We start from the raw sequence: 23,640 nt of genomic DNA, 5'->3' as shown, positions 1-23,640 counted from the left end.
GACGAAGGTGCTTCAAACCATGCCTAAAGTCCTCATTTCCGACAAGATGGACCCCAAAGCCGCGCAGATCTTTCGCGAGCGCGGCGTCGAGGTCGACGAAATCACCGGCAAGACCCCCGAAGAGCTGATGGCGATCATCGGCGAGTATGACGGCCTCGCCATCCGCTCCTCGACCAAGGTCACCAAGGCGATCCTCGATCATGCGACGAACCTGAAGGTCGTCGGTCGCGCCGGCATCGGTGTTGACAACGTCGATATCCCGGCGGCGTCGGCCAAGGGCGTCGTGGTCATGAACACGCCGTTCGGCAATTCGATCACCACCGCCGAACACGCCATCGCACTGATGTTCGCCCTCGCCCGGCAGTTGCCGGAGGCGGATGCGTCGACGCAGGCCGGCAAGTGGGAGAAGAACCGCTTCATGGGCGTCGAGCTGACGTCGAAGACGCTGGGCCTGATCGGGGCGGGCAACATCGGCTCGATCGTCGCCGACCGTGCTCGCGGCCTGAAGATGAAGGTCGTCGCGTTCGATCCGTTCCTGACGCCCGAGCGGGCGGTGGAGATGGGCGTGGAGAAGGTGACGCTGGACGAGTTGCTGGCGCGCGCCGACTTCATCACGCTGCACACGCCGCTGACCGACAGCACCCGCAACATCCTGTCGGCGGAGGCGATCGCCAAGACCAAGAAGGGCGTGCGGATCATCAACTGCGCGCGCGGCGGACTGGTCGACGAGGTCGCGTTGAAGGCGGCGCTCGATTCGGGCCAGGTCGGCGGCGCGGCGCTGGACGTGTTCGTGGAGGAGCCGGCCAAGGCGTCGCCGCTGTTCAACACGCCCAACTTCATCTCGACGCCGCATCTGGGCGCGTCGACAACGGAGGCGCAGGTCAACGTCGCGATTCAGGTCGCTGAGCAGATGGCCGACTTCCTCGTCTCGGGCGGCGTTACCAACGCGCTCAACATGCCGTCGCTGTCGGCGGAGGAAGCGCCCAAGCTGAAGCCGTATATGCAGCTGGCCGAAAAGCTGGGCAGCCTCGTCGGGCAGCTGACGACCGGTGCGATCCCGCGCCTGTCGGTGCACAGCGAGGGTGCGGCGGCGGAGCTGAACCAGAAGCCGCTGGTCAGCGCTACGCTGGCGGGCTTCCTGCGGACGCAGACCGATACGGTGAACATGGTCAATGCGCCGCTGCTGGCACGCGACCGCGGCATCGAGGTGCGCGAAGTGCGGACCGAGCGCGAGGGTGATTACCACACGCTGGTGCGCGTGTCGGTGAAGACCGCCGATGGCGAGCGATCGGTGGCGGGCACGCTGTTCGGGGATCAGGCCCCGCGCCTCGTCGAGCTGTTCGGCATCAAGATCGAGGCCGATCTCGCCGGGCCGATGCTGTACGTCGTGAACGAGGACGCGCCGGGCTTCATCGGCCGCCTCGGCACCGCGCTGGGCGAGGAGGGGGTCAACATCGGCACCTTCCATCTCGGTCGGCGTCAGGCGGGCGGCGAGGCGGTGCTGCTGCTATCGGTGGACGAGCCGGTATCGGCTGACCTGCTGGCCAAGCTGAAGGCGCTGCCGGGCGTCAAGACCGCGATGGGCCTCGCCTTCTGAGCGAGCCGCTCCACAACCGCGCGAAGGTCTGGCTGGCGAATACCACCGGGCTCGACCACGCGACGCTCCACGTCCATGTCGGCATGCTGATATGGGTCGTGGGCGTCGCGATCGCGGGCGATGTCGGCGCCGTCTGGCCGCTGGTCGTCGCGGTGCTGGCCGAGCTGGTGAACGAGTGTTTCGACCGGGTGCGGACGGGATCGTGGCGGCTGCCCGACACGATCGCGGACATCGTCAACTCGGTGCTGTGGCCGGTCGCTCTGTTCGTTTTAGCCCGCAGCGGACTGATCTGAAGCGGTCCCGTTTCGGGATGACACTTTGTTTAACCACGTTTAAATCGGTATATCGAACCTGAACGCTCTGTTAACGCCTCGTCAACGAACGAGGAGACACGGTGTGAAGTTCAAGAGCGTACTGGCCGCAGCAGCGGCGATGACGGCAGTGGTCGCAGTGGCCAGCCCGGCCTCGGCCGTGACGGTGACGTCGGTGCAGATCAAGTCGACGGTCGAAGTGCTGCAGGTCGCAGAGCTTCAGCTGTTCGCCAACGGCCTGAACGTCGCGCAGGGCAAGACCGCCACGGCGACCAGCGTCTATGTGAACGGCCCGGCGGTTCCGTCGTTCGCAGTCGACGGCGACACGCGCGGCGACTATCCCTTCATCTATCACGGCGACGACTACAACGCCGGCGACATCCTGACGGTCGATCTGGGCGGCGCGTTCGACGTCACGACGATCTCGATCTTCGGTCGTACGGACAGCTGCTGCGGGTTCCGTGACAACTACATCTACACGCTGTTCAACGGCGCGACCCAGGTCGGCACCGGAACGCTGGACGCCCGTGCGACCGCGTTCGCCACGGCGAACCTGGCCGGTGCGGTGCCGGAGCCGGCATCGTGGGCGCTGATGATCGGCGGCTTCGGCATGATCGGCGGCGCGCTGCGTCGTCGCAAGGCGACCGTTTCGTTCGCCTGATCCATCCCGGCGAATAGCGAATACGGAGGGGCGTCGGTCGCAGGACCGGCGCCCCTTTCGTGTGTGGGCGATCGATCGGTTAACCGCTTTCGAAGACTGGCGGAGGTAGGAACGGGAGCGGGTCAGCGAAGCGATTGGCTTTGCTGTGGTTGCCGCCTAGTGATCGCTGATGCAGTCGGTCGCGTCCCAGAGTCGCGGCGCGTTCGACTGGCGCAAGGGGAATGTCGGACGTGCTGGTCGTGAACGCGGCGATGGTGTTGAGCGCGATGCTGCTCCAGGACGCGCCCGAGACTCTGGTGCCGACGCCGGTCGTCGCGGCGGAGGTCGTGATCGCAGCGTCGCCGGGGCAGGCGGCAGTTCCCGCGACGCCGCCCGGGCAGGCCGCCCAGAGTGCGGCGCAACAGCCGGACATCGTCGTGACCGGTCGCGGCGACTGGGAAGCGCCCGATCCGCTGAGCAAGGTCAACGAACAGTCGTTCAAGGCGACGGAGGCGGTCGACAAGGCGGTCGTCGGTCCGGTGGCACGCGCCTACAAGCAAAAGGTGCCGAGTCCGATCCGGCGCGGCATCCACAACTTCCTCTACAACCTGCGCGAGCCGGTCGTGTTCGTGAACTTCGTCCTCCAGCACAAGATCGGCAAGGCGCTGGAGACGGTGGGGCGATTCGCGGTCAATTCCACGGTCGGGGTGATCGGCCTGTTCGACATGGCCAAGCGCAAGCCCTTCAAGCTGCCGCGGCGGAGCAACGGCTTCGCCAACACGCTGGGATTCTACGGAGTGCCGAACGGGCCGTTCATGTTCCTGCCGTTGGTCGGGCCGACGACGGTGCGCGACCTGTTCGGCGGCGCGATCGACCGGATCGTGCTGCCGGTGACGTTGGGACAGGGCGTGACCGATCCGAAGTTCGCGGTGCCGGCGGGCGTGCTCGGCGCGCTCGACCACCGGGCGGAGTTCGACGAGACGCTGGTGCAGCTGCACGACAAGGGCGGCGACCCGTACGTCAACAGCCGCGACTTCTATCTCCAGCGGCGACAGGCGGAGATCGATCGCCTGAAGGGCCGGACGACGGGCACCGTCGGCGGCATGACGGAGGCACCGACCGGTCCGGTGCGGGTGCGGCCGCGGTCGGATGCGGTGGAAGTGCCCGCTCCGGTCGAGCCGGTGGTGCCGGTTCCGACCGTTTCGGGGGTTGTGCCGGTTAATCAGTGACTTGGTGCTGCGGGCCGGTCGGAAGGTTAGGCTAAGGTTAGTCCAATGCGGTGTTTCGCGCGCGCCGGTGGGGTGGCGTCGGCGAGAATGACCGGCGATGAGAAAGAGCCTCTACCGGAGGTGTCATAGTTTGTCCGTGTAGGACAGCGGCGATGTTTGTTCGTGATGGTTGGGCGGGGGCTTGCGGCACGGCGCTCCCCAGCCGCTTCCCGGGGGGATCGCTGCGAAAGAGTTCGACGATCTGTCGACACGCCGTCACCCCGGCGAAGGCCGGGGTCCAGTTGGGCAACCTTGTCAGTAGATCACCGCCGACATCCCGACTGGACCCCGGCCTTCGCCGGGGTAGTAGAAGAGGGTTTTGCACGATCCCCAAAGGAGGAGGACACTGGACCAGTGTCGCTCGTCTTCTTGCCACCCTCGCTTACGAGGGGCGCCACAGGCGGGACGGTAGCGCCAAGGCTCCGCCGCTTTCGCTTGGCAATGCGGTGCTCTGCACTACCATGCGCGTATGATCGCCTTCCGTCTCTGCTCGTCCGCGTTCGTCGCGACCCTGGTTCTGCTGGCGAGTGCCGGCGCGGCGGAGGCGCAGGACGACCGGCCGCGGCGGACGCGGGTGGGTTTGGGGCCGCAACTGGTGCCGAGCTACCCGGGCGCGGACGGCATCAGCCTGCGCCCGTTCGTCGATGTCGTCAGCGCGCGGGGTACGGATTCGCTGCCCTTCGAGGCACCCGACGAAAGCGCGGGCTTCGCGGTCCTGACGCGCGGCCGATTCGCGATCGGGCCGGCGTTGGGGTTCGAGGGGAGCCGCACCGCCCGCGATGTCGGGGCGGCGCTGCCCAAGGTCGGTGCCACGTTCGAGGCGGGCGGTTTCCTGCAATATGCGCTGACCGACATGATCCGGCTGCGCGGAGAAGTGCGCAAGGGGCTGGGTGGGCACAAGGGCCTGATCGCGAACGTCGGCGGAGATTATGTCGCGCGGAAGGGCGACGACTGGCTGTTCTCGATCGGACCACGCGTAACGTTCGCGGACGGGCGCTACCACGACGCGTTCTTCAGCGTTGCGCCGGCGGTGGCGGTCGCCACCGGGCTGCGCGCGTTCGATGCGAAGGGCGGGTTGCAGGCGGCGGGCCTCACCGCCGGATTCGTGCGGCATCTGGGCGGGCGCTGGGGCGTATCGAGCTATGCCAAATACGACCGGCTGGTCGACGATCCGGCGCGGTCGCCGATCGTCCGCCGCTACGGATCGCGGAACCAGGTGTCCGGTGGGCTGGCGTTGACCTATACGTTCGGCGGGTGATCGAGCGGTATGGTCGCGGTTCACGGTGAAGACAGCCGGGCCGGGTTATGGGGCCGGGCAACCACCGGAGTTCGCATCATGCGTCATGTCGTCGTTCTCGTTGCCGCTGCTGCGGCCGTCCTGCCCGTCTCCGCCGCATCGGCGGCGATCAGCGTCGGCACGTTCCTGACCCGTGCGGACGCGCTGAAGGCGCAGGGGATCGGCGCGATGCTGTCGCCCGAATTCGGCGCGCTGCGCGACGAGGCGAAGGCCGCCACGCGGCAGCTTCGTGCCGAGGACGAGGCGCGGCGTGCGGCGGGCAAGCAGCCGATCGCCTGTGTGCCCGAAGGATCCTCGGTCGGCATCATGGAAATGCTCGACGGGCTGCACGCACTGTCGCCGGCGGAAAAGAAGCGGCCGTTGAAGGACGGCTATGCGCGGGTGCTCGCGAAGCGGTATCCGTGCGGGTGAGGTGACGGGGGCGGGACGTCGCGCGGTTCGGGTCAGCCGACCAGCCCGAGTCCCACCAGCAACCCGGCAAAGGCGATCAGCGCGAGGTTCGCGCCGACGAAGAGCAGGATCATCCGCACCGCCGCGCCGATCCGGCTGCAACCATAGGCCCCGCGCAACTGCTTATACATATGGACGGGCACGGCAATGCACGCCGCCGTCCACAGCCACGCCGCCATGATGCCGGCCATCGTGCCGAAGCTGACGATCATCCCGACAAGGCTGACGAAGCACAGCGAGTAGGTGATGAAGACCGCATGGTCGTACATCGTGAAGCGACGGCTGAACGGGAACAGCGACCACATGAACGGGAGCGACAGCGGGATCAGCGCCCAGGCGAATTTATACGCGTTGGATTGCAGCTTGTAGAGGATCAGGTTCGGGTTCTCGATCGCCTTCGACAGGCCCTTGTCGAGGCGTTTCCAGCCGGTGTGGACATCCTCGAACGAGGGACCGCCCTCGCGTTTGATGACCGACAGGGTCGATCCGACTGCTTTCTGATCGTCCCGCACGCCGGCGATCCTCTTGTCCAGAAAGGCGGACCGCGCGGGGTCGCTTGCGGTCGCCCGTTGCCGTGTCAGGGCGGCAATCTTCTCGCCTTGTTCGGCGTATTTCCGCTCCAGCTTGGTCTGGATCGCCGTGCCCTCGCCGGTCGCAAATTCCGGCACCTCCAGATGCGCGCCGATGATGCTGAGGATCGTGAACAGGATGAAGATGATGAACAGGAACAGCGCGAGCGGCGACACGAAGCGCGCGCGCTCGCCATGCGCGTAGCGGCGGGCGAGTTCGCCCGGCCGGAAGAACAGCATCGGCAGCGTGCGCCAGATCTTCCCCTCGAAATGGAAGACGCCGTGCGCGAGATCGTGGCCGATCGCGCCGAAGCTGCGATGGACGTGCGACGACTGGCCGCAGGCGTGGCAGAAATCGCCGATCCGTGTCGTGCCGCAGTTCAGGCACAGGCCGCCAGCGTCGCCGTGACCGTCGTGATCCGCATGCTCGCCCGCGCGCGGTTCGACCGCCCGCGCCCACAATGCTCCCGTCGCCACGTCCCCCGCGGCTGCTGCCATGTCCCCCATCATCAGAGCGGTCTAGCGCGGCGTGCGCTGTGGCGCGAGGGGGTTCGGCATGGTAGCGGAACGATCATGGCCGACACCGATCCTGCCGCCGAACCCGCCGCTCTCATCGCCGCGATGGGCACCGCAGCGCGTGTCGCCGCCGGGGGGCTGGCCCGCTTGCCGAGCGAGGCGCGGCGTGCGGGTCTGCGAGCGGCGGCGGCGGCATTGCGCGATGCTGCGACGGCGATTCTGGCGGCGAATGCGGAGGATATGGCGCGGGGCACGGCGGCGGGGCTGACGCCGGCGCTGCTCGACCGGTTGCGGCTGGACGCGGCGCGGTTGGCGGGCGTGGCCGACAGCGTCGAGGCGGTCGCGGCGCTGCCCGACCCGGTGGGCGAGGCGATCGACACGCGCACCCGGCCGAACGGGCTGATGCTGTCGCGTGTGCGGGTGCCGATCGGGGTGATCGGCATCGTCTACGAAAGCCGTCCGAACGTGACGGTCGACGCGGCGGCCCTGTGCGTGATGAGCGGCAACGCCGTGATCCTGCGTGGCGGGTCGGAGGCGGTGGCGAGCAACCGCGCCCTGCATGCGGCGTTCGCAGACGGGCTCGCGGCGGCGGGCCTGCCGCGCGACGCGGCGCAACTGGTGCCGACGACGGACCGGGCGGCGGTGGGCGCGATGCTGACCGCGGCGGGTCTGATCGACCTGATCGTGCCGCGCGGGGGCAAGAGCCTGGTCGCGCGCGTGCAGGCGGAGGCGCGGGTGCCGGTGCTGGCGCATCTCGACGGGATCAACCACGTCTATGTCGATGCGTCCGCCGGGTTCGACATGGCGCGCAGTATCGTGCTGGACGCGAAGATGCGCCGGACGGGCATCTGCGGCGCGATGGAGACGCTGCTGATCGACCGTCGCTGGCCGCATGCCGCGCCTTTGGTCGAGGCGCTGGCGGCGCGCGGGTGCGAGGTGCGCGGCGATGAGGCGATCCGGGCGGCGCTGCCTGGCGTGGCGGCGGCGAGTGCGGAGGACTGGGACACCGAGTATCTCGACGCGGTCGCGTCCGTTGCGGTGGTGGACGGGGTCGACGGCGCATTGGCGCATATCGCCGCGCATGGGTCGCATCATACCGACGCGATCGTCGCCGGCGATGAAGTGGTGGCGGAGCGGTTCCTGGCGGAGGTCGATTCGGCGATCGTGCTGTGGAACGCATCGACGCAGTTCGCCGATGGCGGCGAGTTCGGGCTGGGCGCGGAGATCGGCATCGCCACCGGGCGGCTGCACGCGCGCGGACCGGTCGCGCTGGAGGGGCTGACGACGTACAAATGGCTGGGCCGCGGCACCGGGCAGGTGCGCGGTTGATGCGGTTCCGGGATCGGCGTAGCCTCGCGTGATGGAAATGACCCGCATCACCGCCGAAGTTCCGGCCGAAACCGCGTCGCTGGTCGAGGAGCTGGCGCGCAGCCGGGGGATTACCGGTGCGGAGTTCGTGGCGCAGGCGGTGCAGCGCGTCGCCGAGCATGAGGCGGAGTTCCGGGCGTTCGTGCAGGAAGGTGTGGATGCGGCCGATCGCGGTGATGTGGTGCCGCATGCGGATGTGATGGTCGAACTCGACGAGATGATCGCCAGGCACCGTGCACGATGCGCGTGAACTGGACGACGCCGGCACTCCACGATCTGCGCGAAATCGATACCTGGCTGCTCCGTGAAGCGAGCGGCGCGACTGCTGTCGAGGTCCTGACGACGATCCGGGAACGCGCGAACGCGTTGGCGAACTTTCCGCAGACCGGGCGGCCGCATGCCGACGGTCATAGAATATTGAAGGTCGGCCATACGCCTTACCTGATCCGCTACCGGCTGGTCCCGGAGGGCGTGGACGTGCTGCGCGTGCATCACGAGCGCCAGAACTGGTCGCAGCCTTCGCGATGATCCCCACCGGCCTGCTCGGCGGATCGTTCAATCCGGCGCACCGGGGGCATCGCGGCATCACGCTGGCGGCGATGCGCGCGCTGGCGCTGGAGGAGGCGTGGTGGCTGGTGTCGCCGGGCAATCCGCTGAAGCCCGGGAAGGGCATGGCACCGCTGGCCGCGCGACTGGCGTCGGCGCGGACCGTGGCGCGGCGGGCGCCGATCCGCGCGACCGCGATCGAGGCGCGGCTTAACACGCGGTATACCGTCGACACAATCCGCAAGCTGCAACGCCGTTATCCGAAACGACAATTCGTGTGGATCATGGGCGCGGACAATCTGGCGCAGTTCCACCGCTGGCGCGACTGGCGCGGGATCGCGCGCGCGATCCCGATTGCGGTCGTGGCGCGGCCGGGATATGATGGCCGTGCCCTCGCGGGTCCCGCGATGGCCTGGCTGCGGCGATATCGGCGACCGCGGTCGGCCGCGAACCGATGGACGACGTGGAGTTTGCCGGCCCTCGTGCTGTTGCGCTTCCGCCCCGATCCGACGTCCGCCACCGGCATCCGCGCCGGCGATCCCGACTGGCACCGGCGCTTCTTCTAAGCGCCGCCCGGTCCTCACAGGAGCTCCCTTGGCCACTTCTTCTCCCGTTCCCCGTTCCGCCGATCCCGAAGAGATCGAGGCGCTGCACAAGCTGGTGCTGGCCTCGCTCGACGACGATCAGGCCGTCGAGACGGTGTCGATCCCGCTCGCGGGGAAATCGAGCATCGCCGATTACATGGTCATCGCCAGCGGGCGATCGACCCGGCAGGTGGCGTCGATGGCCGCCAAGCTGTCCGAGCGGATCAAGGCCGAGACGGGCCGGCTCACCCGGACGGAGGGGCTGCCGACCGCAGACTGGGTGCTGATCGATGCGGGTGACATCATCATCCACCTGTTCCGGCCCGAAGTCCGCTCCTTCTACAATCTGGAGCGGATGTGGTCGTTCGGCGATGCGCCGGACCCGAGCGGCGCGATCCCGAAGACCGATCCGGCCGCGCACTGACGGCACCCTCGCGTGCTGCTCCACGTGGTCGCGCGCGGCCGGATCGGCCGGTCGCCCGAGGCGGAACTGGTCGATCGCTATCTGAAGCGGATCGCGTGGCCGACCAAGGTCACGGAGCTGCCCGATACGGGCGGCAAGGAACCGCCGATGCCGCCGCATGCGCGGCGCGTGCTGCTGGACGAGAAGGGCGAGGTGCTGGGTTCGCTCGCCTTCGCCGAACGTCTGGGCCGCTGGCGCGACGAAGGGGTGCGCGAGACGCGTTTCCTGCTCGGTGCGGCGGACGGGTTCGGTGACGCCGAGCGGGCGGAGGCGGACATGCTGTTCTCGTTCGGGCGCGCGACGTGGCCGCATATGCTGGCGCGCGCGATGCTGGCCGAGCAATTGTTTCGCGCAACCAGCATCCTCGCCAATCATCCGTACCACCGCGAGGGTTGATGCGCGCGACGGCGATCCTGCTGGCGCTGCTGGCGACGGGCGGGGTCGCGACGGCGGGCCCCAACCTCGTCGATCGCCAGCGCAGCCTGACCGAGGCCAAGCGCGCGGGCGCGGCGGCGCAGGCGCGCGCTGACCGGCTCGCCGCCGCTGCCGGGCGGGAGCGTGATGCCGCGGCGAAGGCGGCGGCGGAGGAGCGGGCGCTCGCGGCGCGGGTGAGCGCGGCAGAGGCCGATCTGGCGACGGCGGGGGCGCGCGCGGCTGTGGTCGACCGGTTGCTGGCGGATCAACGCGCGCGACTGGCGGCGGCGCAGGCACCCGTCGCGCGACTGCTGGCGGCATTGCAGTCGCTGGCGGCGCGGCCGGCGATCGTGGCGGTGGCCCAGCCGGGGTCGGTCGACGATCTGGTGCATCTGCGCGCCGTGCTCGGCGGCACGCTGCCGGTGATCCGGACGCGAACGGCCGGCGTGCGGGCGGAGCTGGAGCGGACGCGGGGGCTGCGCGCGGATGCGGCGCTGGCGGCGCGGGCGATCGGCGACAGTCGCGCGACGCTGGAGCGCGAACGCCGCGGCCTTGCCGCGCTGGAAGCGTCGCATCGCGGCAAGGCGGTGGCGCTGGGGCGTGGCGCGATCACCGAGTCCGATCGTGCGCTGGCGCTGGGCGAGGAGGCACGCGACCTGATCGACCGGATGACGGAAGACGACGAAGGGCAGACGACCGTCGCCGGCCTGTCGCGGCTGCCCGGCCCGGTCGCGCGGCCGATGGCGGTGGGGGTGCTCGGCCCGGTTCCGCCGCGCGGCGTGTTGCGGATGCCGGTTGCGGGGCGGCTGGTGACCGGGTTCGGCGAGATTTCGGAAGCGGGGGTGCGGTCGCGGGGACTGTCCTTCGTGACCGCGCCGGGAGCGACGGTGGTCGCGCCGGCCGGGGGGCGTGTGCGCTATGCGCGGCGGTTCGGCGAATACGGTGCGATCGTCGTGATCGATCACGGCGGCGGCTGGACCAGTCTGTTGACCGGATTGGCGCAGGTCGGCGTGCGGGCCGGCGCGACGGTGGCGCAGGGGCGGGCGATCGGTCTGGCGGTCGGAGGTGAGCGACTGCCGGTGACGATCGAGGTGCGGCGGCGTGGGCGGCCGATCGATGCGGCAGCGCTGGCGGGGTAGGAACCACCTACGGGTGCTCCTGCGTAGGCCGGAGCCCGGTGTTCTTGAAGCAGGGCGAATGCTGCTGGGCTACTGGTTCTCGCCTTCACGGGATACGCGGGGCGCCTCCGCCGGGGAGGTCGGTGTCGTCCGCGGTTCGCCCGATCCGGTCAGCCCCCGTTCACCGCAACCCCGCTTTGATCGGCCGTCCGTAATCCGCTACATGGGCGGTCCGTCCTGCCGCCAGAGGAACTTCATGCGTCGTCCGCTCCTGACTGCCACCGCGATCGTCGCTGCGATGTCGGCGATTCCGCTCGCCACCGCGGCGATGGCGGCGGTCGACAGCGACACCTATCGCGAATTCGACCAATTCATGGACGTGTTCAACCGCATCAAGTCGGATTACGTCGACAAGGTCGACGACAAGACCCTGATCAAGGGCGCGATCCAGGGCATGCTGACCAGCCTGGACCCGCATTCAAGCTATGTCGACGCGCTCGATTTCCAGAATCTGCGGATCATGACCGAGGGCAATTACGGCGGTCTCGGCCTGACCGTGTCGATGGAAGACGGCGCGGTGAAGGTCGTGGCGCCGCAGGAGGATACGCCGGCGGCACGTGCGGGCGTGAAGGCGGGCGATTACATCACCCACATCGACGGCAAGCTGATCTATGGCGATACGCTGGACGAGGCGATCGGCCTCATGCGGGGGAAGCCGGGTACGAAGATCGCGCTGACGCTGGTGCGGCCGGGTACGACCAAGCCAATCGACGTGACGATGATGCGCGAGGTCATCACGCAGAAGCCGGTGAAGTGGGAAGTCCGCGGGCAGGTCGGCTATATCAACATCAACACCTTCTCCGAGGCGACCGGCGCGGACACGCGCGCGGCGATCATGGCGATCGACAAGGCGCTGGGGCACCGGCCGCTGGGTTATGTCGTCGACCTGCGCGACAATGGCGGCGGGTTGCTGACGCAGGCGATCGCCGTCAGCGACGCGTTCCTCGACCACGGCGAGATCGTGTCGCAGCGCGGGCGCGAGAAGTCGGATATCGAACGGTACTTCGCGAAGCCGGGCGACGACGCGCACGGCCTGCCGGTCGTCGTCCTGACCAATCCGGGTACCGCGTCGGCGTCGGAGATCGTCGCGGGCGCGTTGCAGGATCACCACCGCGGGCTGGTGATGGGCGAGCGCAGCTTCGGCAAGGGATCGGTGCAGACGTTGCTGCCGCTGGGGCCGGAGACGGCGCTGCGGCTGACGACGGCGCGCTACTATACGCCCTCGGGTCGGTCGGTGCAGGAGGGCGGGATCGAGCCCGATATCGCCGTGCCGCAGATCAGCGACCCCGATTACAAGTCGCGGCCGGTGTTCCGCGAGGCGGACCTGCGCCGTCACCTGATCAACGAGGTCAAGGCCGACAACAAGGTGCTGGAGGAGGATGCGAAGACCGACCCGCGCTTCGCCGCCACGCCCGAGCAGCTCAAGAAGCAGGGGATCGAGGATTTCCAGCTCTATTATGCGCTGAAGACCGTCGCACGGCTGGGCGGGCCGGCGCAGGTGGCGGCGGCGACCAAGGTCACGGTGAAGACGCCAGCCAAATGATGAGCCGCTTGCGTACCGCCAATCTGATCGCGCTGCTGCTGCCGCTGGCGCTGCTGGCGGGCGCATGGGGGTCGCAGCTCATCGGCGGGCTGATCCCGTGCGAGATGTGCCACTGGCAGCGACTGCCGCATTATGCCGCCGTCGTGATCGCGGTACTGGCGCTGATGGTCCGGCGCGGTGGCGGCCGCGCGGCGCTGGTCGCGGTGGCGGCGGTGTGCATCGGCGTGTCGGGCGTGATCGGCGTGATGCATGCCGGCGTCGAATATCATTGGTGGCAGGGCTTTACCGCCTGCACCGCCAATGCTCCACTCGGCGGGATTTCGGCCGCGGATCGGCTCGACGCGCTCCTGAAGGCGCCGGTCGTGCGGTGCGACCGGGCCCAATGGTCGCTGTTCGGCGTTTCGATGGCAGGCTACAACGCGATCCTGTCACTCGGTGGCGCGGCGCTGATCCTGTGGCTGTTGCGGAGGGTGCGATGAGCTGGAAACCCGGTGACCGGCGCGAGCGGAGCGATGCGATGATCCGCGTCGATCAGGCCGGCGAATATGGCGCGACGCGCATCTATGCCGGGCAGCTGGCGGTGTTGGGCGACCGGCATCCGGCGGCACGTGCGATCCACCACATGGCGGCGCAGGAAGAGCGTCACCGGGCGTTCTTCGATCGCATGATCGTGGAGCGCGGCGTGCGACCGACGCTGCTTCAGCCGTTCTGGACGGTCGCTGGCTTCGCGCTGGGCGCGGCGACGGCGGCGATGGGGCCGGACGCGGCGATGGCGTGCACCGCCGCCGTCGAGACCGAGATCGACAAGCATTATGCCGAGCAGCTCGAGGAGCTGGGCGACAGCGACCCCGAACTGTCGGCGGCGATCGCCGATTTCCAGGCCGAAGAGGTCGAGCACCGCGAGCACGCCCTGGCGGCGGGCGCGGAGAATACGTTCGGCTATCCGGTCCTGAGCGGCGCGATCCGGCTCGGGTGCCGGCTGGCGATCGCGGCGGCGAAGCGGATTTGATTACAATGTCTCGGGGATGTCTCGGGCGGGGAGAGTGGCGCGTGAAACGATCGATGCTGGTGCTGGCGTTGCTGGCCGCGCCCCTAACCGCTCCGGCAATGGCGCAGCAGGTGACGACGCCCGCCCCCGCGACAGCACCCGTCACCAGCGCCGCTCCCCCGGCGGCGTCGCGGCCGGTCGCGGCGCAGGTGAGTGCGCGGCCGGCGCTGCCCGGCATTGCACGCCCACGTCAGGGCACCGTCGCTCAGGAGGGCGTCGGCAAGGGCGCGCCGGTCAACGGCGTGCTGGTGATCTATGGCAACGAACGCTGCCCGACGAACAGTGACGGCGACGAGATCGTGGTGTGCGAACGCCGCTCCGCCGAGGAGCAGTATCGCCTGCCCAAGGAACTCCGCAGTCTGGAGGTGACGCCCCAGAACCAGAGCTGGGCGGCGAATGCCGGCGGCGTGATGGCGACGGGTGCGAGCGGGATCGGGTCGTGCTCCGCCGCGGGTGGCGCGGGGGGTGCGGTCGGCTGCATGGGCCAGCGCGACCAGGCCTACCGCGCCGACAAGCGCGCGCGCCAGCGCGACGCGCGGCAGGTCCCCTGATCGACGGGACCGCGCGATACAGGTGTAGTCGTGCGACATTCCTGTCATCGGCCGTGCGAAACCTGATCGCGGCGATTGTCACGAATCCGTAATGCGGCCACACGGGTGTCGCCCCATCGGATCGGACCTTCGCCATTCGCCAGATCGCCGCATTGCCGTACCGGATCGAAGGCAGTGGCGATGCGGTCGCCGTCCGGATCATGCTGGTCACGTCCCGCGGGACCGGCCGCTGGGTGATCCCGAAGGGAAATGTCGGCCCGACCGCCTCGCTCCACGCCGCCGCAGCGGCGGAAGCGGAAGAGGAGGCGGGGGTGTGTGGCGCGCTGTGTCCCGTGCCGATCGGTGCCTATCGCTACCGCAAGCGACGTGGCAGCGGTGCGTCGCTGATGGTCGATGTGGACGTGTTTCCGCTGGCGGTGACGCAGGAGCTGGACGACTGGAAGGAGCGGGCGGAGCGGGAACGGCGCTGGTTCTCGCTTGCAGATGCTGCCAAGGCGGTGGACGAAGCTGATCTGCGGGAGTTGATCCAGTCCTTTGCCCCGGCGCAGTTCCAGCTTGCGGTGCGGCAAGGCGACCGTCATCGACGCCCTCCCGGTCATCCAGCAAAGGGCAATTCGATGTTCGCGTGGTTCCAGCGTCTCCTTCCGAAGACGGGCAACTTTTTCGAACTGTTCGAGGCGCATGCGGCGACGGTGCTGGCGGGCGCGGAAGCCACCGCGCGGCTGCTCGACGGCGGGCCGGCCGGCAAGGAACACATTCGCGAGATCATCGAGCGCGAGCATGATGCCGACGAGATCACGCGCGAGGTTTTGAAAAGCGTCCGCGCCACGTTCCTGACGCCGTTCGATCGCGCGTCGATCACCGCGCTGATCGGCAGTCTCGACGACACGATCGACGAGATGCAGGCGGCGGCGGCGGCGATCGACCTGTACGACGTCAGCAGCTTCGCGCCCGAGATGCGAGACATGGCGGCGATCGTCGTCGATGCGGCCCGGCTGGCGGCGGAGGCGATGCCGCTGTTGCGCGACGTGACCCGCAATGGCGAACGGCTGCACGAGTTGACCGAGCGGCTGATCCGGATCGAGGGGCACGCCGACGAGATTCATGCCGCCGGGCTGAAGCGCTCGCTCCAGGAACATGGTGCGACCGACACGCTGCGGTTCGTGATCGAGCGCGAACTGTACAAGCATCTGGAGCGCATCGTCGACGCGTTCGAGGATGTCGCGGACGAGATCGACGGCATCGTCATCGATCACGCCTGACCCTCCGATGCACGAACTCGCCTTTCCGCTGCTGGTCGGCCTGATCCTGGTCGCGCTGGCGTTCGATTACCTGAACGGGCTGCACGACGCCGCGAACTCCATCGCCACCGTCGTCGCGACCCGGCTGCTGTCGCCGGTGCGCGCGGTGATCTTCGCCGCCTTCTTCAACTTCGCCGCCTATTTCCTGACGATCGCCTTTCCGAGCCTGCACGCGGTGGCGGAAACGATCGGCAAGGGGCTGATCGACCAGCGGGTGGTGACGCCGGCGGTGATCTTCGGCGCGCTGGGCGGGGCGATGTTCTGGAACATCGTCACCTGGCTGCGTGGCATCCCGTCGTCATCGAGTCATGCGCTGGTTGGCGGGATGATCGGCGCGGGCGTGGCGCATGCGGGCATCACCGGCGTGCAGTGGACCGGGTTGAACAAGACGCTGCTCGCGATCGTGCTGTCGCCGACGATCGGCATGATGCTGGCGATGACGGTGATGCTGGCGTCGAGCTGGATCTTCCGGCGCTCGTCGTCGGCCCAGGCGGAGCGGAGCTTTCGCGTGCTGCATCTGTGCTCGTCCGCGGCCTATTCGCTCAGCCACGGCCTGAACGATGCGCAGAAGACGATGGGGATCATCACCGTCCTGCTCTATTCCACGGGCAACCTGACCGGGCCGTTCGAGGTGCCGCACTGGGTCGCGATCAGTTGCTACGTTGCGATCGCGCTCGGCACGATGACGGGCGGGTGGAAGATCATCGAGACGATGGGATCGCGGATCACCAAGTTGTCGCAGCATCAGGGATTTAGCGCCTCGATGGCCGGATCGATCGTGCTGTTCGGGGCATCGGCGATGGGCATTCCGGTATCCACGACCCACACGATCACCGGCGCGATCATCGGTGCCGGAACCGCGCGCCGCGCCTCCGCCGTGCGCTGGGGCGTGGCGAAGAGCGTCGTCGCGGCGTGGATCATCACGATCCCGGCGTCCGCACTGGTCGGTGCGGGTTTCTACGCGCTGACGCTGTTGTTCTAGGCGCCTTCCGCGAGGATCGGCGTATCATCTGCGGGCCTTGGCCGGTCCTCGACAAAGCCGCTCGCGGCCTTCAACATCACCGGGCACCCTGCGGTGCGACCATCCATCGTCGGGAGCGTCCATGCATCGCCGCCAGTTCCTCGCATCGGCCAGCCTCACCTCCGCCCTGATGGTCCTGCCCCAACAGGTACGTGCCGCCGTGGGGACGCGGGATGCGGAGTTCCGGGCGATGCTCGATCGCTTCTTCTACGCACGGCTGGACGACAGTCCCGAACAGGCGACATCGCTGGGGCTGGATACGGGTGCGCGCAGCGGCCTGAAGTCGAGGCTCGACGACACGTCGCGCGCGGGCCAGACGCGGCAGTTCGCGCGGGCGAAGCAGGAACTGGCCGCGCTGAAGGCGGTGCCGCGCGACACGCTGGGCGACGCGGCCAGGCTCGATTACGACGTCGTCGAATATGGCCTTCAGCGCGTCGTCGCCGGCCAGCGCTACGGGTTTGGGGCCAGTGCCGGGCGGTTCGCCCCCTATGTGCTGACGCAGTTGACCGGCGCCTATCGCGACGTACCCGATTTCCTGGGAAACCAGCACCGTGTCCGGGACGCGACGGATGCGGACGCCTATGTGGCGCGGGTGCAGGCATTCGCGGGCGCGATCGACGCGGAAACCGAACGCCAGCGCGAGGATGCCGCCAGGGGTGTGTTCGCCCCGGATTTCATCCTCGATACGACGCTGAAGCAGCTGGCGGCGGTGCGTGACAGGGCGCCCGACGCGACCGGGCCGGTCACCGATCTGGCGGCCAAGCTGAAGGCGGCGAACCTGCCGCCGGAGCGGGCGCAGGCCGTCGCTGCGCTGATGCGCGATCGGGTGTTCCCGGCGCTGGACCGGCAGCGGGCGCTGGTGACCGACCTGCGCGCACGGGCGGTGCACGATGCGGGCGTCTGGCGCCTGCCGGACGGCGACGCCTACTATGCGGCCGCGGCAAGTGCGGCGACCACGGTCGACATGACGGGCGACGAGATCCACCGGCTGGGTCTGGCGCAGGTGGCGGAGATCGGTGCGCGGCTGGATGGTCTTCTAACGGCGCAAGGGCTGACCCAGGGCAGCGTCGGCGAGCGGCTGGTGGCGATGAATCAGCGACCCGACCAGCTCTATCCGAACACCGATGCGGGTCGCGATGCGCTGCTGGAGCAACTGCGCGCGCAGATCGCGGCGATGACGCGGCGCCTGCCCGAACAATTCGCCGTCCTGCCCAAGGCTCCGGTCGAGGTGCGTCGGGTGCCCGAGGCGATCCAGGCCGGTGCGCCCGGCGGCTATTACCAGTCCGCGTCGCTCGACGGGTCGCGTCCGGCGATCTACTTCATCAACCTGCGCGACACGTTCGATCGTCCGAAATTTGGGCTCGCCACGCTCAGCTATCATGAGGCGGTGCCGGGACATCATCTCCAGGTCATGTCGGCGCTGGAGAGCGAGGACATTCCGCTGATCCGCCGCCGCGGCTTCTATTCCGGCTATTCGGAAGGGTGGGCGCTCTATTCCGAACAGCTCGCCGACGAGATGGGGCTGTATGACGGCGATCCGCTGGGGCAGATCGGCTACCTCCAGTCGCTGCTGTTCCGCGCGACGCGGCTGGTGGTGGATTCCGGCATGCACGCCAAGCGCTGGAGTCGGGAGAAGGCGACCGATTACCTGATCGCGACGACCGGCATCGCCCGCGGGCGCAGCCAGGGCGAGATCGACCGCTATACCGTCTGGCCGGGACAGGCGTGCAGCTACAAGATCGGCCATACCGTCTGGGTGCGGATGCGCGACGAGGCGAAGCGCCGGGCGGGGGCGAACTGGGACCCGAAAGGCTTTCACCGTGTGCTGACGATGGGAGCGATGCCGCTGACGGTGCTGGAGCGGGTCGCGCGCGAGCGGATCGGCAAGAACTAGTCGCAACCTGTCTTCGCGAACGCCTGCCGGATCGTCTCCCCTACCGGATCGTCACCAGCGTAACCGAGCGTGCGGGCAGCGTCATCGTCAGGGTGTCGCCGGCGAGGCGCACGTCCTGCAAGCGTCGCGGCACGAACGGATCGGGCTTGCCGAATTCGACACGCGTATCGATGCGGGCGGCGGTCAGCGTCTCGGCCGTGGCGGTGCGGCCCGTGCCCCCTGCCAGCAGGGCGCGGACCGGGGCCGGGCGGTCGGGGTCGAGATTGACGATCGACAGGTGCAGCACGCCCTGCGGATCGCGGCTGCCGGAGACGTTGACCTGCGGCATGCGCTCCTTACCCTCGACATAGTCCGGAGCCGCGACGTCGACGGGGATCATCGTCGCGCCCTGATGCACCTTGTACAGGTCGAAGACGTGCCATGTCGGCGTGACGACCATGTCGGCCCCGCGCGTCAGCACCAGCGACTGGATGACGTTCACCATCTGCGCGACGTTCGCCATCTTCACCCGGTCGGCATGCCGGTTGAAGATGTTGAGGCTGACACCTGCGATCACCGCGTCGCGCAGGGTACTGTCGAGATACAGCGCCGACGTGCTCGGCTCGCTGGCGAACCACGCACCCCATTCGTCCACCGCCAGCGCCACGGTCTTGCCCGGATCGTACCGGTCCATGATCGCCGAATGCTTCGCGATGAGCGCATCGGTCAGCGACGCGCGGCCCAGCGCCTTCGCCCAGCCGGTGCGATCGAAACCGACGTTGCGGCCCTTGTCCTGCCAGTCGTTGCCCGCAAAGGTGTAGAAGTGGAGCGACAGGCCCCACATCAACGGCCGACGATCGATATAGGCGAGCGGCGTGGGATCGGGGCGCCACGTCATCGCGCGCGCCATCATCGTCTCGGTCCACGCATAATCGTCAGTGTCCGCGCCGACCGCGATCAAGCGGGCGGCCGGTCCCGAATAGCTGCGCAGGAATGCGGCGTAATGGCGAAACGTCGCGGCATAGGTCTCGGCGGTCATGTTGCCGCCACAGCCCCAACTCTCGTTACCGACACCGATATAGGGCACCGCCCACGGCGATGCGCGACCATTGGCGGCGCGGGCACGACCGGGGTCGCTGTCCGCGGGGGCGGTCATGTACCGCATCCAGTCGTCCGCCTCCTGCACGCTGCCGGAGCCGACGTTCACCGACACGAACGGTTGCGCGCCGATCTGGCCCAGGAAATCCATGAACTCGTGCGTGCCGAACGCATTCGTATCCGGCTTGCCGCCCCAGGACGCGTTGATCTCCTGCGCGCGCCGGTCGCGTGGGCCGACGCCGTTGCGCCAGTGATAGGAATCCGCGAAGCAGCCGCCGGGCCAGCGGATGACGGGCACCTTCACCTGTTTCAGTGCCGCGACCACGTCGTTGCGGATTCCGCGCGTGTTCGGGATCGGCGAATCCTCGCCCACCCAGATGCCCTCATAGACGCCGCGACCCAGATGCTCGACGAACTGGCCGTAGATTTCGGGCGCGATCTGCGGGCCGGGACGATCGGCGTGGACGAGCAGGGTCGTTTGCTGCGCCAGCGCCGGCGTGGCGATCAGACCCAGCATGAGCGCCAGCCGGCGCAGCGCGCCGGTCATCGCGCCGGGCCCCTGCCGCTGAAATAGGTTTCGAGGCGTGCCGCCTCCGCATCGGTGATCGGCATCACCGCGCCGTGCTTGGGCGATGCGAAGTTGGTCGCCTTCATGCGCGATCCGGGATCGTTGAAGCGGCCGATATCGGTGAAGGTCCGGAAATCCTTCGTCTCGGCAAATCCCATGTTGTTCGGCTTGGCCCCGAACACGTCGTACATCAGCACATAGGTGTCGGTGTCGTACCGTTTCCACAGCGTCGGTGCCTCCGCGGCGACCTTCTCCGGATCGACCTTTTGCGGATCGTACGCATAGGGTCCGGTCAGCCGGTCCGACACCGCCTGGCGGATGTTGCCCGGCTTTTCATGCGCGACGTAGAACATGCGATATTTGCCACCGACCTTCGTGATGTCGGCGTCGATCACGTTCACGTCCGGGCGCGGATAATCGAGGATCTTCTTCGGCACCGTCGTCAGCGTCGTGAACGCCGGATCGGCATAGGAATAGACCATGAAGTTCGGGCCGTTGCCGTAGCGTGTGGTGAAATACACCATCATCCGCTGCTTCGCCGGGTCCCAGATCGTCTCGGGAGCCCAGGCATTGCCGGCCTTGGCGAAGGCGGGGAACAGGCGCGACACGTCGACCTTCGCCAGCGTCCAGTGGATCAGGTCGCGGCTTTTCATGAACAGCAGGTTGCGGTTGTTGCCCCAGCCGAAATCCTTGTCGGGCCGCTCCCACTCCGTCGTCCGCAGCCCCTCGCGCTGGGCGAAGATGTGAAGATCGGTCATGGACATGTAGAATGCGTCGTCGGGACCGCGCATGATGTGGGGATCGCGTACGCCCTTCTGGTCGGCGATAGCGCGGCCCGACAGAACCGGGCGGCCGTCGTTCACGTCGGTGAAGCTGTATCCGTCCCGCGAGATCGCGAAGTACAGCGAGTGCGTCTCGTCCTTGAAATAGGTCATCAGATAGGCGGAGCGCGGGAGTTTGGCGGCCGGAGGTGCTGGATGGCGGGCGAGATCGCGAACCACTTGGAGCTGGCGTTCGCCCGCCGCCGGCGTCTTCGCCGGGGTTTCGTCCGCTGCCGGCGTCTTCGCCGGGGTGTCGCCCGCTGCCGGCGTCTTCGCCGGGGTGTCGCCCGCTGCCGGCGTCTTCGCCGGGGTTTCGCCGGCGCGCGATCCGGTGGGAATCGTCAGGGCGCCGAGGCACAGGAATGCCATGCCGTATCCGAATGCAGCCTTCATTCCGGTTCTCTCCTATTTTGGAGTGCCTTAGATCATGACGCCTCCGCAGCGTCAATTAGTCTGACAATATCCCCGTATGGTCGGCTTCGACGCGACGTGCCTTGCGCTCGCCGCACGCTCCGGTACCGTGCGACGATGATCACACGGCGACAGGCCATCGGCTCCACCCTCTCCCTTGCAGCGACGACGAGCCTCGGCCCGATCGCGGCCTGCGCTGCCGCACCGTCCGCCGGGCGGTTGAAGCAATCGGTCAGCCGCTGGTGCTACGAGAAGATTCCGCTCGACGACCTGTGCGCGTTCGCCGCGAAGATCGGGATGCAGGGGATCGATCTGCTGCAACCGGCCGATTACGAGGTGCCGCGCAAGCATGGGCTGCGCTGCACGATGGGCTATGCGGCGGACGGCATGACGATCGCGAACGGGCTGAACCGGCGCGAGAACCATGCGGCGATCGAGGCGGCGTTCCGGGTCGGCATCCCCCAGGCGAAGAAGTCCGACGTGCCCAACGTCATCGCCTTTCCCGGCAATCGTCGCGGCATGTCCGATGAGGAGGGAGCGGCGAACACCGTCGCCGGCCTGAACCGCGTCAAGCGCATCGCCGAGGATAATGGCGTCACGATCTGCCTCGAACTGCTCAACAGCAAGGTCGATCATGCCGACTATATGGCCGATCACACCGCGTGGGGAGCGCGCGTGATGGAGCAGGTGAACTCACCGAACGTGAAGCTGCTGTACGACATCTATCATATGCAGATCATGGAAGGCGATCTGATCGATACGATCCGCAAGAACATCAAGTGGATCGGACATTTCCACACCGGCGGCGTGCCGGGTCGCCACGAATTGAACGACACGCAGGAAGTGAACTGGCACGGCGTCGCGCGGGCGGTCGCCGACCTGAACTTTCAGGGGTATTTCGCGCATGAGTTCGTGCCCGCCGGCGATCCGCTGCCGGCGCTTCGCGAGGCGGTGCGCATCTGCACGGTGTAGCGCCCCGCGCGGTGCGGCGATTGATCGAACACGAATAATCAACGGACGTTAGCGATAACACCTGCACGTCACGACAGTGGGCGCAGGAGAGAGATTCGTGCTCGACATCAGAGCGGCCGGACTGCCGCACCCGCTATCGCCATGTCCGCCACCGCCGCGCACGGCCGTGGAGTCCGGACTGGAACCCGCCCTCGTCGCGCATCTCGGGCGCAAGGGGTTGCGGATCGCGTTGACCGACGCTCGGGGGCTTCCGCAGCTCACCGGCATCCGCACCTATAGCGCGGATGCCAGTTCCAGCGTCGCCGGCGCGCTGACCGCGTTCCAGCGTGAGCTCGGCCTCGACCGCTTGCCGGAACGGATCGCGATCGCCGTCGCGGGGTTGCCCCGGGGCGATACGATCTCCGTCACGCAGACGCGCTGGTTCGTGTCGCGTTCCGGGCTTCGCGCCATGCTCGGCCGGCCGCCGCTGATCCTCAACGACTTCGAGGCGGAGGCGTGGGCACTCGCCGAGCATCAGGATCGGCGATTCGAGCCGATCGGAGCGTCGCCGCCGATCGATCCGCAGCGCCCCGGCACCTATTGCATCGTCGGCATGACGTCCGGTCTGGGCGTGTCGCTGATGACGCGCCATGCCGATGGCGGCATCGCCGTCGTGGCGACGGAGGCCGGGCATGCCGCTTTGGCTCCCGCATCACGGGCATTGGCGGATCTGACGGCGGCCCTGTTTCCCGACCGCTATCCGGTCGTTGCGGAGCATCTGATCTCCGCGGTCGGACTCGGCACGATCTACGATCATCTTGCTACCGTGCAGAAATCGCCGCGTCGATCGACGACGCCCGAAGCGATCACGCGCAACCGTGCCACGGACCCGGTCGCGCGTCAGGCCTGCGACCTGCTGGCCGAGGCCTTCTCGGCGCATCTCGGCAGTCTGGTCCTGACGTTCGGCGCCTGGGACGGCCTGATCGTGACGGGTGGTCTGGCGAGCGCGTTGCGTCCGATCCTGGCGTCGGATCGCATGCGGGCCGTGTTCGCCGGGACGGGGAAATACGGCCGGCTGCTTCAGGCGATGCCGCGCGCCTTCTGCGATCTGGATCATGCCGAACTGATCGGAGCGGCACAGGCGCTTCGCAGCAGATGACGCTCGGCAGCATTCCAGCCGCTATTCGGAATCATCCGTTCGACCACGAGTAAAATAAGGTATACGAAATTTTCTTGTCCGACTACACGGGGTC

25 protein-coding genes are annotated in these 23,640 nt (G+C 68.1%); 22 read left to right on the top strand and 3 right to left on the bottom strand.

Translation table 11 applies throughout. The annotated features are described in order from the left end of the window. Positions 1–19: 19 nt before the first annotated feature. The 6 genes from serA to AC0CH8_RS01935 all read left to right on the top strand — a co-directional run bounded on the left by serA (position 20) and on the right by AC0CH8_RS01935 (position 5,524). On the top strand, positions 20–1,597 hold the full coding sequence (gene serA / locus AC0CH8_RS01960; RefSeq protein WP_204199272.1) for a phosphoglycerate dehydrogenase: 1,578 nt from the start codon (positions 20–22) through the stop codon (positions 1,595–1,597). A gap of 83 nt (positions 1,598–1,680) precedes the next feature. Beyond that, positions 1,681–1,890 (top strand): hypothetical protein, encoded by a 210-nt coding sequence (locus AC0CH8_RS01955; protein WP_465238461.1) that lies wholly within the window; start codon positions 1,681–1,683, stop codon positions 1,888–1,890. Between the two features lie 103 nt (positions 1,891–1,993). Beyond that, a complete protein-coding gene (locus AC0CH8_RS01950) occupies positions 1,994–2,569 on the top strand; it encodes a PEPxxWA-CTERM sorting domain-containing protein (RefSeq protein WP_465238460.1) in 576 nt (191 codons plus the stop codon). Positions 2,570–2,790: 221 nt separating this feature from the next. Next, entirely contained in the window at positions 2,791–3,777 is a 987-nt protein-coding gene (locus tag AC0CH8_RS01945; RefSeq protein ID WP_465238459.1) for an MlaA family lipoprotein, read from the top strand. 508 nt (positions 3,778–4,285) lie between these two features. Then, the gene (locus AC0CH8_RS01940) at positions 4,286–5,074 is read left to right on the top strand and encodes a MipA/OmpV family protein (protein WP_465238458.1); all 789 of its coding nucleotides are present in this window, start codon (positions 4,286–4,288) and stop codon (positions 5,072–5,074) included. Between the two features lie 78 nt (positions 5,075–5,152). Further along, positions 5,153–5,524, top strand: coding sequence for a hypothetical protein (locus tag AC0CH8_RS01935; RefSeq protein ID WP_465238457.1), 372 nt, complete (start codon positions 5,153–5,155; stop codon positions 5,522–5,524). Positions 5,525–5,556: 32 nt separating this feature from the next. On the opposite strand, the gene AC0CH8_RS01930 is transcribed toward AC0CH8_RS01935, so the two are convergent. Then, a complete protein-coding gene (locus AC0CH8_RS01930) occupies positions 5,557–6,642 on the bottom strand; it encodes a DUF3667 domain-containing protein (protein WP_465238456.1) in 1,086 nt (361 codons plus the stop codon). A 63-nt stretch (positions 6,643–6,705) separates the two neighbouring features. Here AC0CH8_RS01930 and AC0CH8_RS01925 point away from each other — a divergent pair, with 63 nt between their 5' ends. From AC0CH8_RS01925 to AC0CH8_RS01860, 14 genes are all read left to right on the top strand, one after another. Further along, the gene (locus AC0CH8_RS01925) at positions 6,706–7,977 is read left to right on the top strand and encodes a glutamate-5-semialdehyde dehydrogenase (protein WP_465238455.1); all 1,272 of its coding nucleotides are present in this window, start codon (positions 6,706–6,708) and stop codon (positions 7,975–7,977) included. Between the two features lie 31 nt (positions 7,978–8,008). Beyond that, the gene (locus tag AC0CH8_RS01920; protein ID WP_465238454.1) at positions 8,009–8,266 is read left to right on the top strand and encodes a CopG family ribbon-helix-helix protein; all 258 of its coding nucleotides are present in this window, start codon (positions 8,009–8,011) and stop codon (positions 8,264–8,266) included. Continuing rightward, positions 8,257–8,544, top strand: a complete 288-nt coding sequence (locus AC0CH8_RS01915; protein WP_465238453.1) for a type II toxin-antitoxin system RelE/ParE family toxin — start codon at positions 8,257–8,259, stop codon at positions 8,542–8,544. The genes AC0CH8_RS01920 and AC0CH8_RS01915 overlap by 10 nt, the downstream gene beginning before the upstream one ends. Beyond that, on the top strand, positions 8,541–9,128 hold the full coding sequence (locus AC0CH8_RS01910) for a nicotinate-nucleotide adenylyltransferase (RefSeq protein WP_465238452.1): 588 nt from the start codon (positions 8,541–8,543) through the stop codon (positions 9,126–9,128). Before AC0CH8_RS01915 ends, AC0CH8_RS01910 begins: the two co-directional genes overlap by 4 nt. Positions 9,129–9,156: 28 nt before the next feature. Beyond that, complete coding sequence (rsfS, locus tag AC0CH8_RS01905) at positions 9,157–9,570, top strand: ribosome silencing factor (protein WP_465238451.1); 414 nt, start codon at positions 9,157–9,159, stop codon at positions 9,568–9,570. Between the two features lie 12 nt (positions 9,571–9,582). After that, entirely contained in the window at positions 9,583–10,005 is a 423-nt protein-coding gene (locus AC0CH8_RS01900; protein ID WP_204199283.1) for a 23S rRNA (pseudouridine(1915)-N(3))-methyltransferase RlmH, read from the top strand. Continuing rightward, positions 10,005–11,162, top strand: a complete 1,158-nt coding sequence (locus tag AC0CH8_RS01895) for a murein hydrolase activator EnvC family protein (protein ID WP_465238450.1) — start codon at positions 10,005–10,007, stop codon at positions 11,160–11,162. Before AC0CH8_RS01900 ends, AC0CH8_RS01895 begins: the two co-directional genes overlap by 1 nt. Positions 11,163–11,397: 235 nt before the next feature. Further along, entirely contained in the window at positions 11,398–12,744 is a 1,347-nt protein-coding gene (locus tag AC0CH8_RS01890) for a S41 family peptidase (protein WP_465238449.1), read from the top strand. Further along, positions 12,744–13,223: a disulfide bond formation protein B gene (locus AC0CH8_RS01885; protein ID WP_239474725.1), complete on the top strand. Its 480-nt coding sequence runs from the start codon at positions 12,744–12,746 to the stop codon at positions 13,221–13,223. The genes AC0CH8_RS01890 and AC0CH8_RS01885 overlap by 1 nt, the downstream gene beginning before the upstream one ends. Next, on the top strand, positions 13,220–13,753 hold the full coding sequence (locus AC0CH8_RS01880) for a demethoxyubiquinone hydroxylase family protein (RefSeq protein ID WP_465238448.1): 534 nt from the start codon (positions 13,220–13,222) through the stop codon (positions 13,751–13,753). The genes AC0CH8_RS01885 and AC0CH8_RS01880 overlap by 4 nt, the downstream gene beginning before the upstream one ends. 41 nt (positions 13,754–13,794) lie before the next feature. Then, positions 13,795–14,343 carry a hypothetical protein gene (locus AC0CH8_RS01875; protein WP_204199287.1) on the top strand — a complete coding sequence of 183 codons (549 nt, stop codon included), beginning with the start codon at positions 13,795–13,797 and terminating at the stop codon, positions 14,341–14,343. Positions 14,344–14,540: 197 nt separating this feature from the next. Next, positions 14,541–15,605, top strand: coding sequence for a DUF47 family protein (locus AC0CH8_RS01870; RefSeq protein ID WP_465238722.1), 1,065 nt, complete (start codon positions 14,541–14,543; stop codon positions 15,603–15,605). A gap of 7 nt (positions 15,606–15,612) precedes the next feature. Then, on the top strand, positions 15,613–16,626 hold the full coding sequence (locus tag AC0CH8_RS01865; RefSeq protein ID WP_204199289.1) for an inorganic phosphate transporter: 1,014 nt from the start codon (positions 15,613–15,615) through the stop codon (positions 16,624–16,626). Between the two features lie 121 nt (positions 16,627–16,747). Beyond that, positions 16,748–18,559 (top strand): DUF885 domain-containing protein, encoded by a 1,812-nt coding sequence (locus tag AC0CH8_RS01860; RefSeq protein ID WP_465238447.1) that lies wholly within the window; start codon positions 16,748–16,750, stop codon positions 18,557–18,559. Between the two features lie 40 nt (positions 18,560–18,599). On the opposite strand, the gene AC0CH8_RS01855 is transcribed toward AC0CH8_RS01860, so the two are convergent. Continuing rightward, a complete protein-coding gene (locus tag AC0CH8_RS01855) occupies positions 18,600–20,183 on the bottom strand; it encodes an alpha-N-arabinofuranosidase (RefSeq protein ID WP_465238446.1) in 1,584 nt (527 codons plus the stop codon). After that, complete coding sequence (locus tag AC0CH8_RS01850) at positions 20,180–21,418, bottom strand: glycoside hydrolase family 43 protein (protein ID WP_465238445.1); 1,239 nt, start codon at positions 21,416–21,418, stop codon at positions 20,180–20,182. Before AC0CH8_RS01850 ends, AC0CH8_RS01855 begins: the two co-directional genes overlap by 4 nt. Positions 21,419–21,553: 135 nt before the next feature. Here AC0CH8_RS01850 and AC0CH8_RS01845 point away from each other — a divergent pair, with 135 nt between their 5' ends. Next, a complete protein-coding gene (locus AC0CH8_RS01845) occupies positions 21,554–22,408 on the top strand; it encodes a hydroxypyruvate isomerase family protein (protein ID WP_204199293.1) in 855 nt (284 codons plus the stop codon). 97 nt (positions 22,409–22,505) lie between these two features. Continuing rightward, the gene (locus tag AC0CH8_RS01840) at positions 22,506–23,546 is read left to right on the top strand and encodes a glucokinase (protein WP_465238444.1); all 1,041 of its coding nucleotides are present in this window, start codon (positions 22,506–22,508) and stop codon (positions 23,544–23,546) included. The last annotated feature ends 94 nt before the right edge of the window (positions 23,547–23,640 follow it).

It is taken from the genome of Sphingomonas sp. AC435, from assembly GCF_979253005.1.
This window is presented reverse-complemented; position numbering and strand designations above follow the sequence as displayed.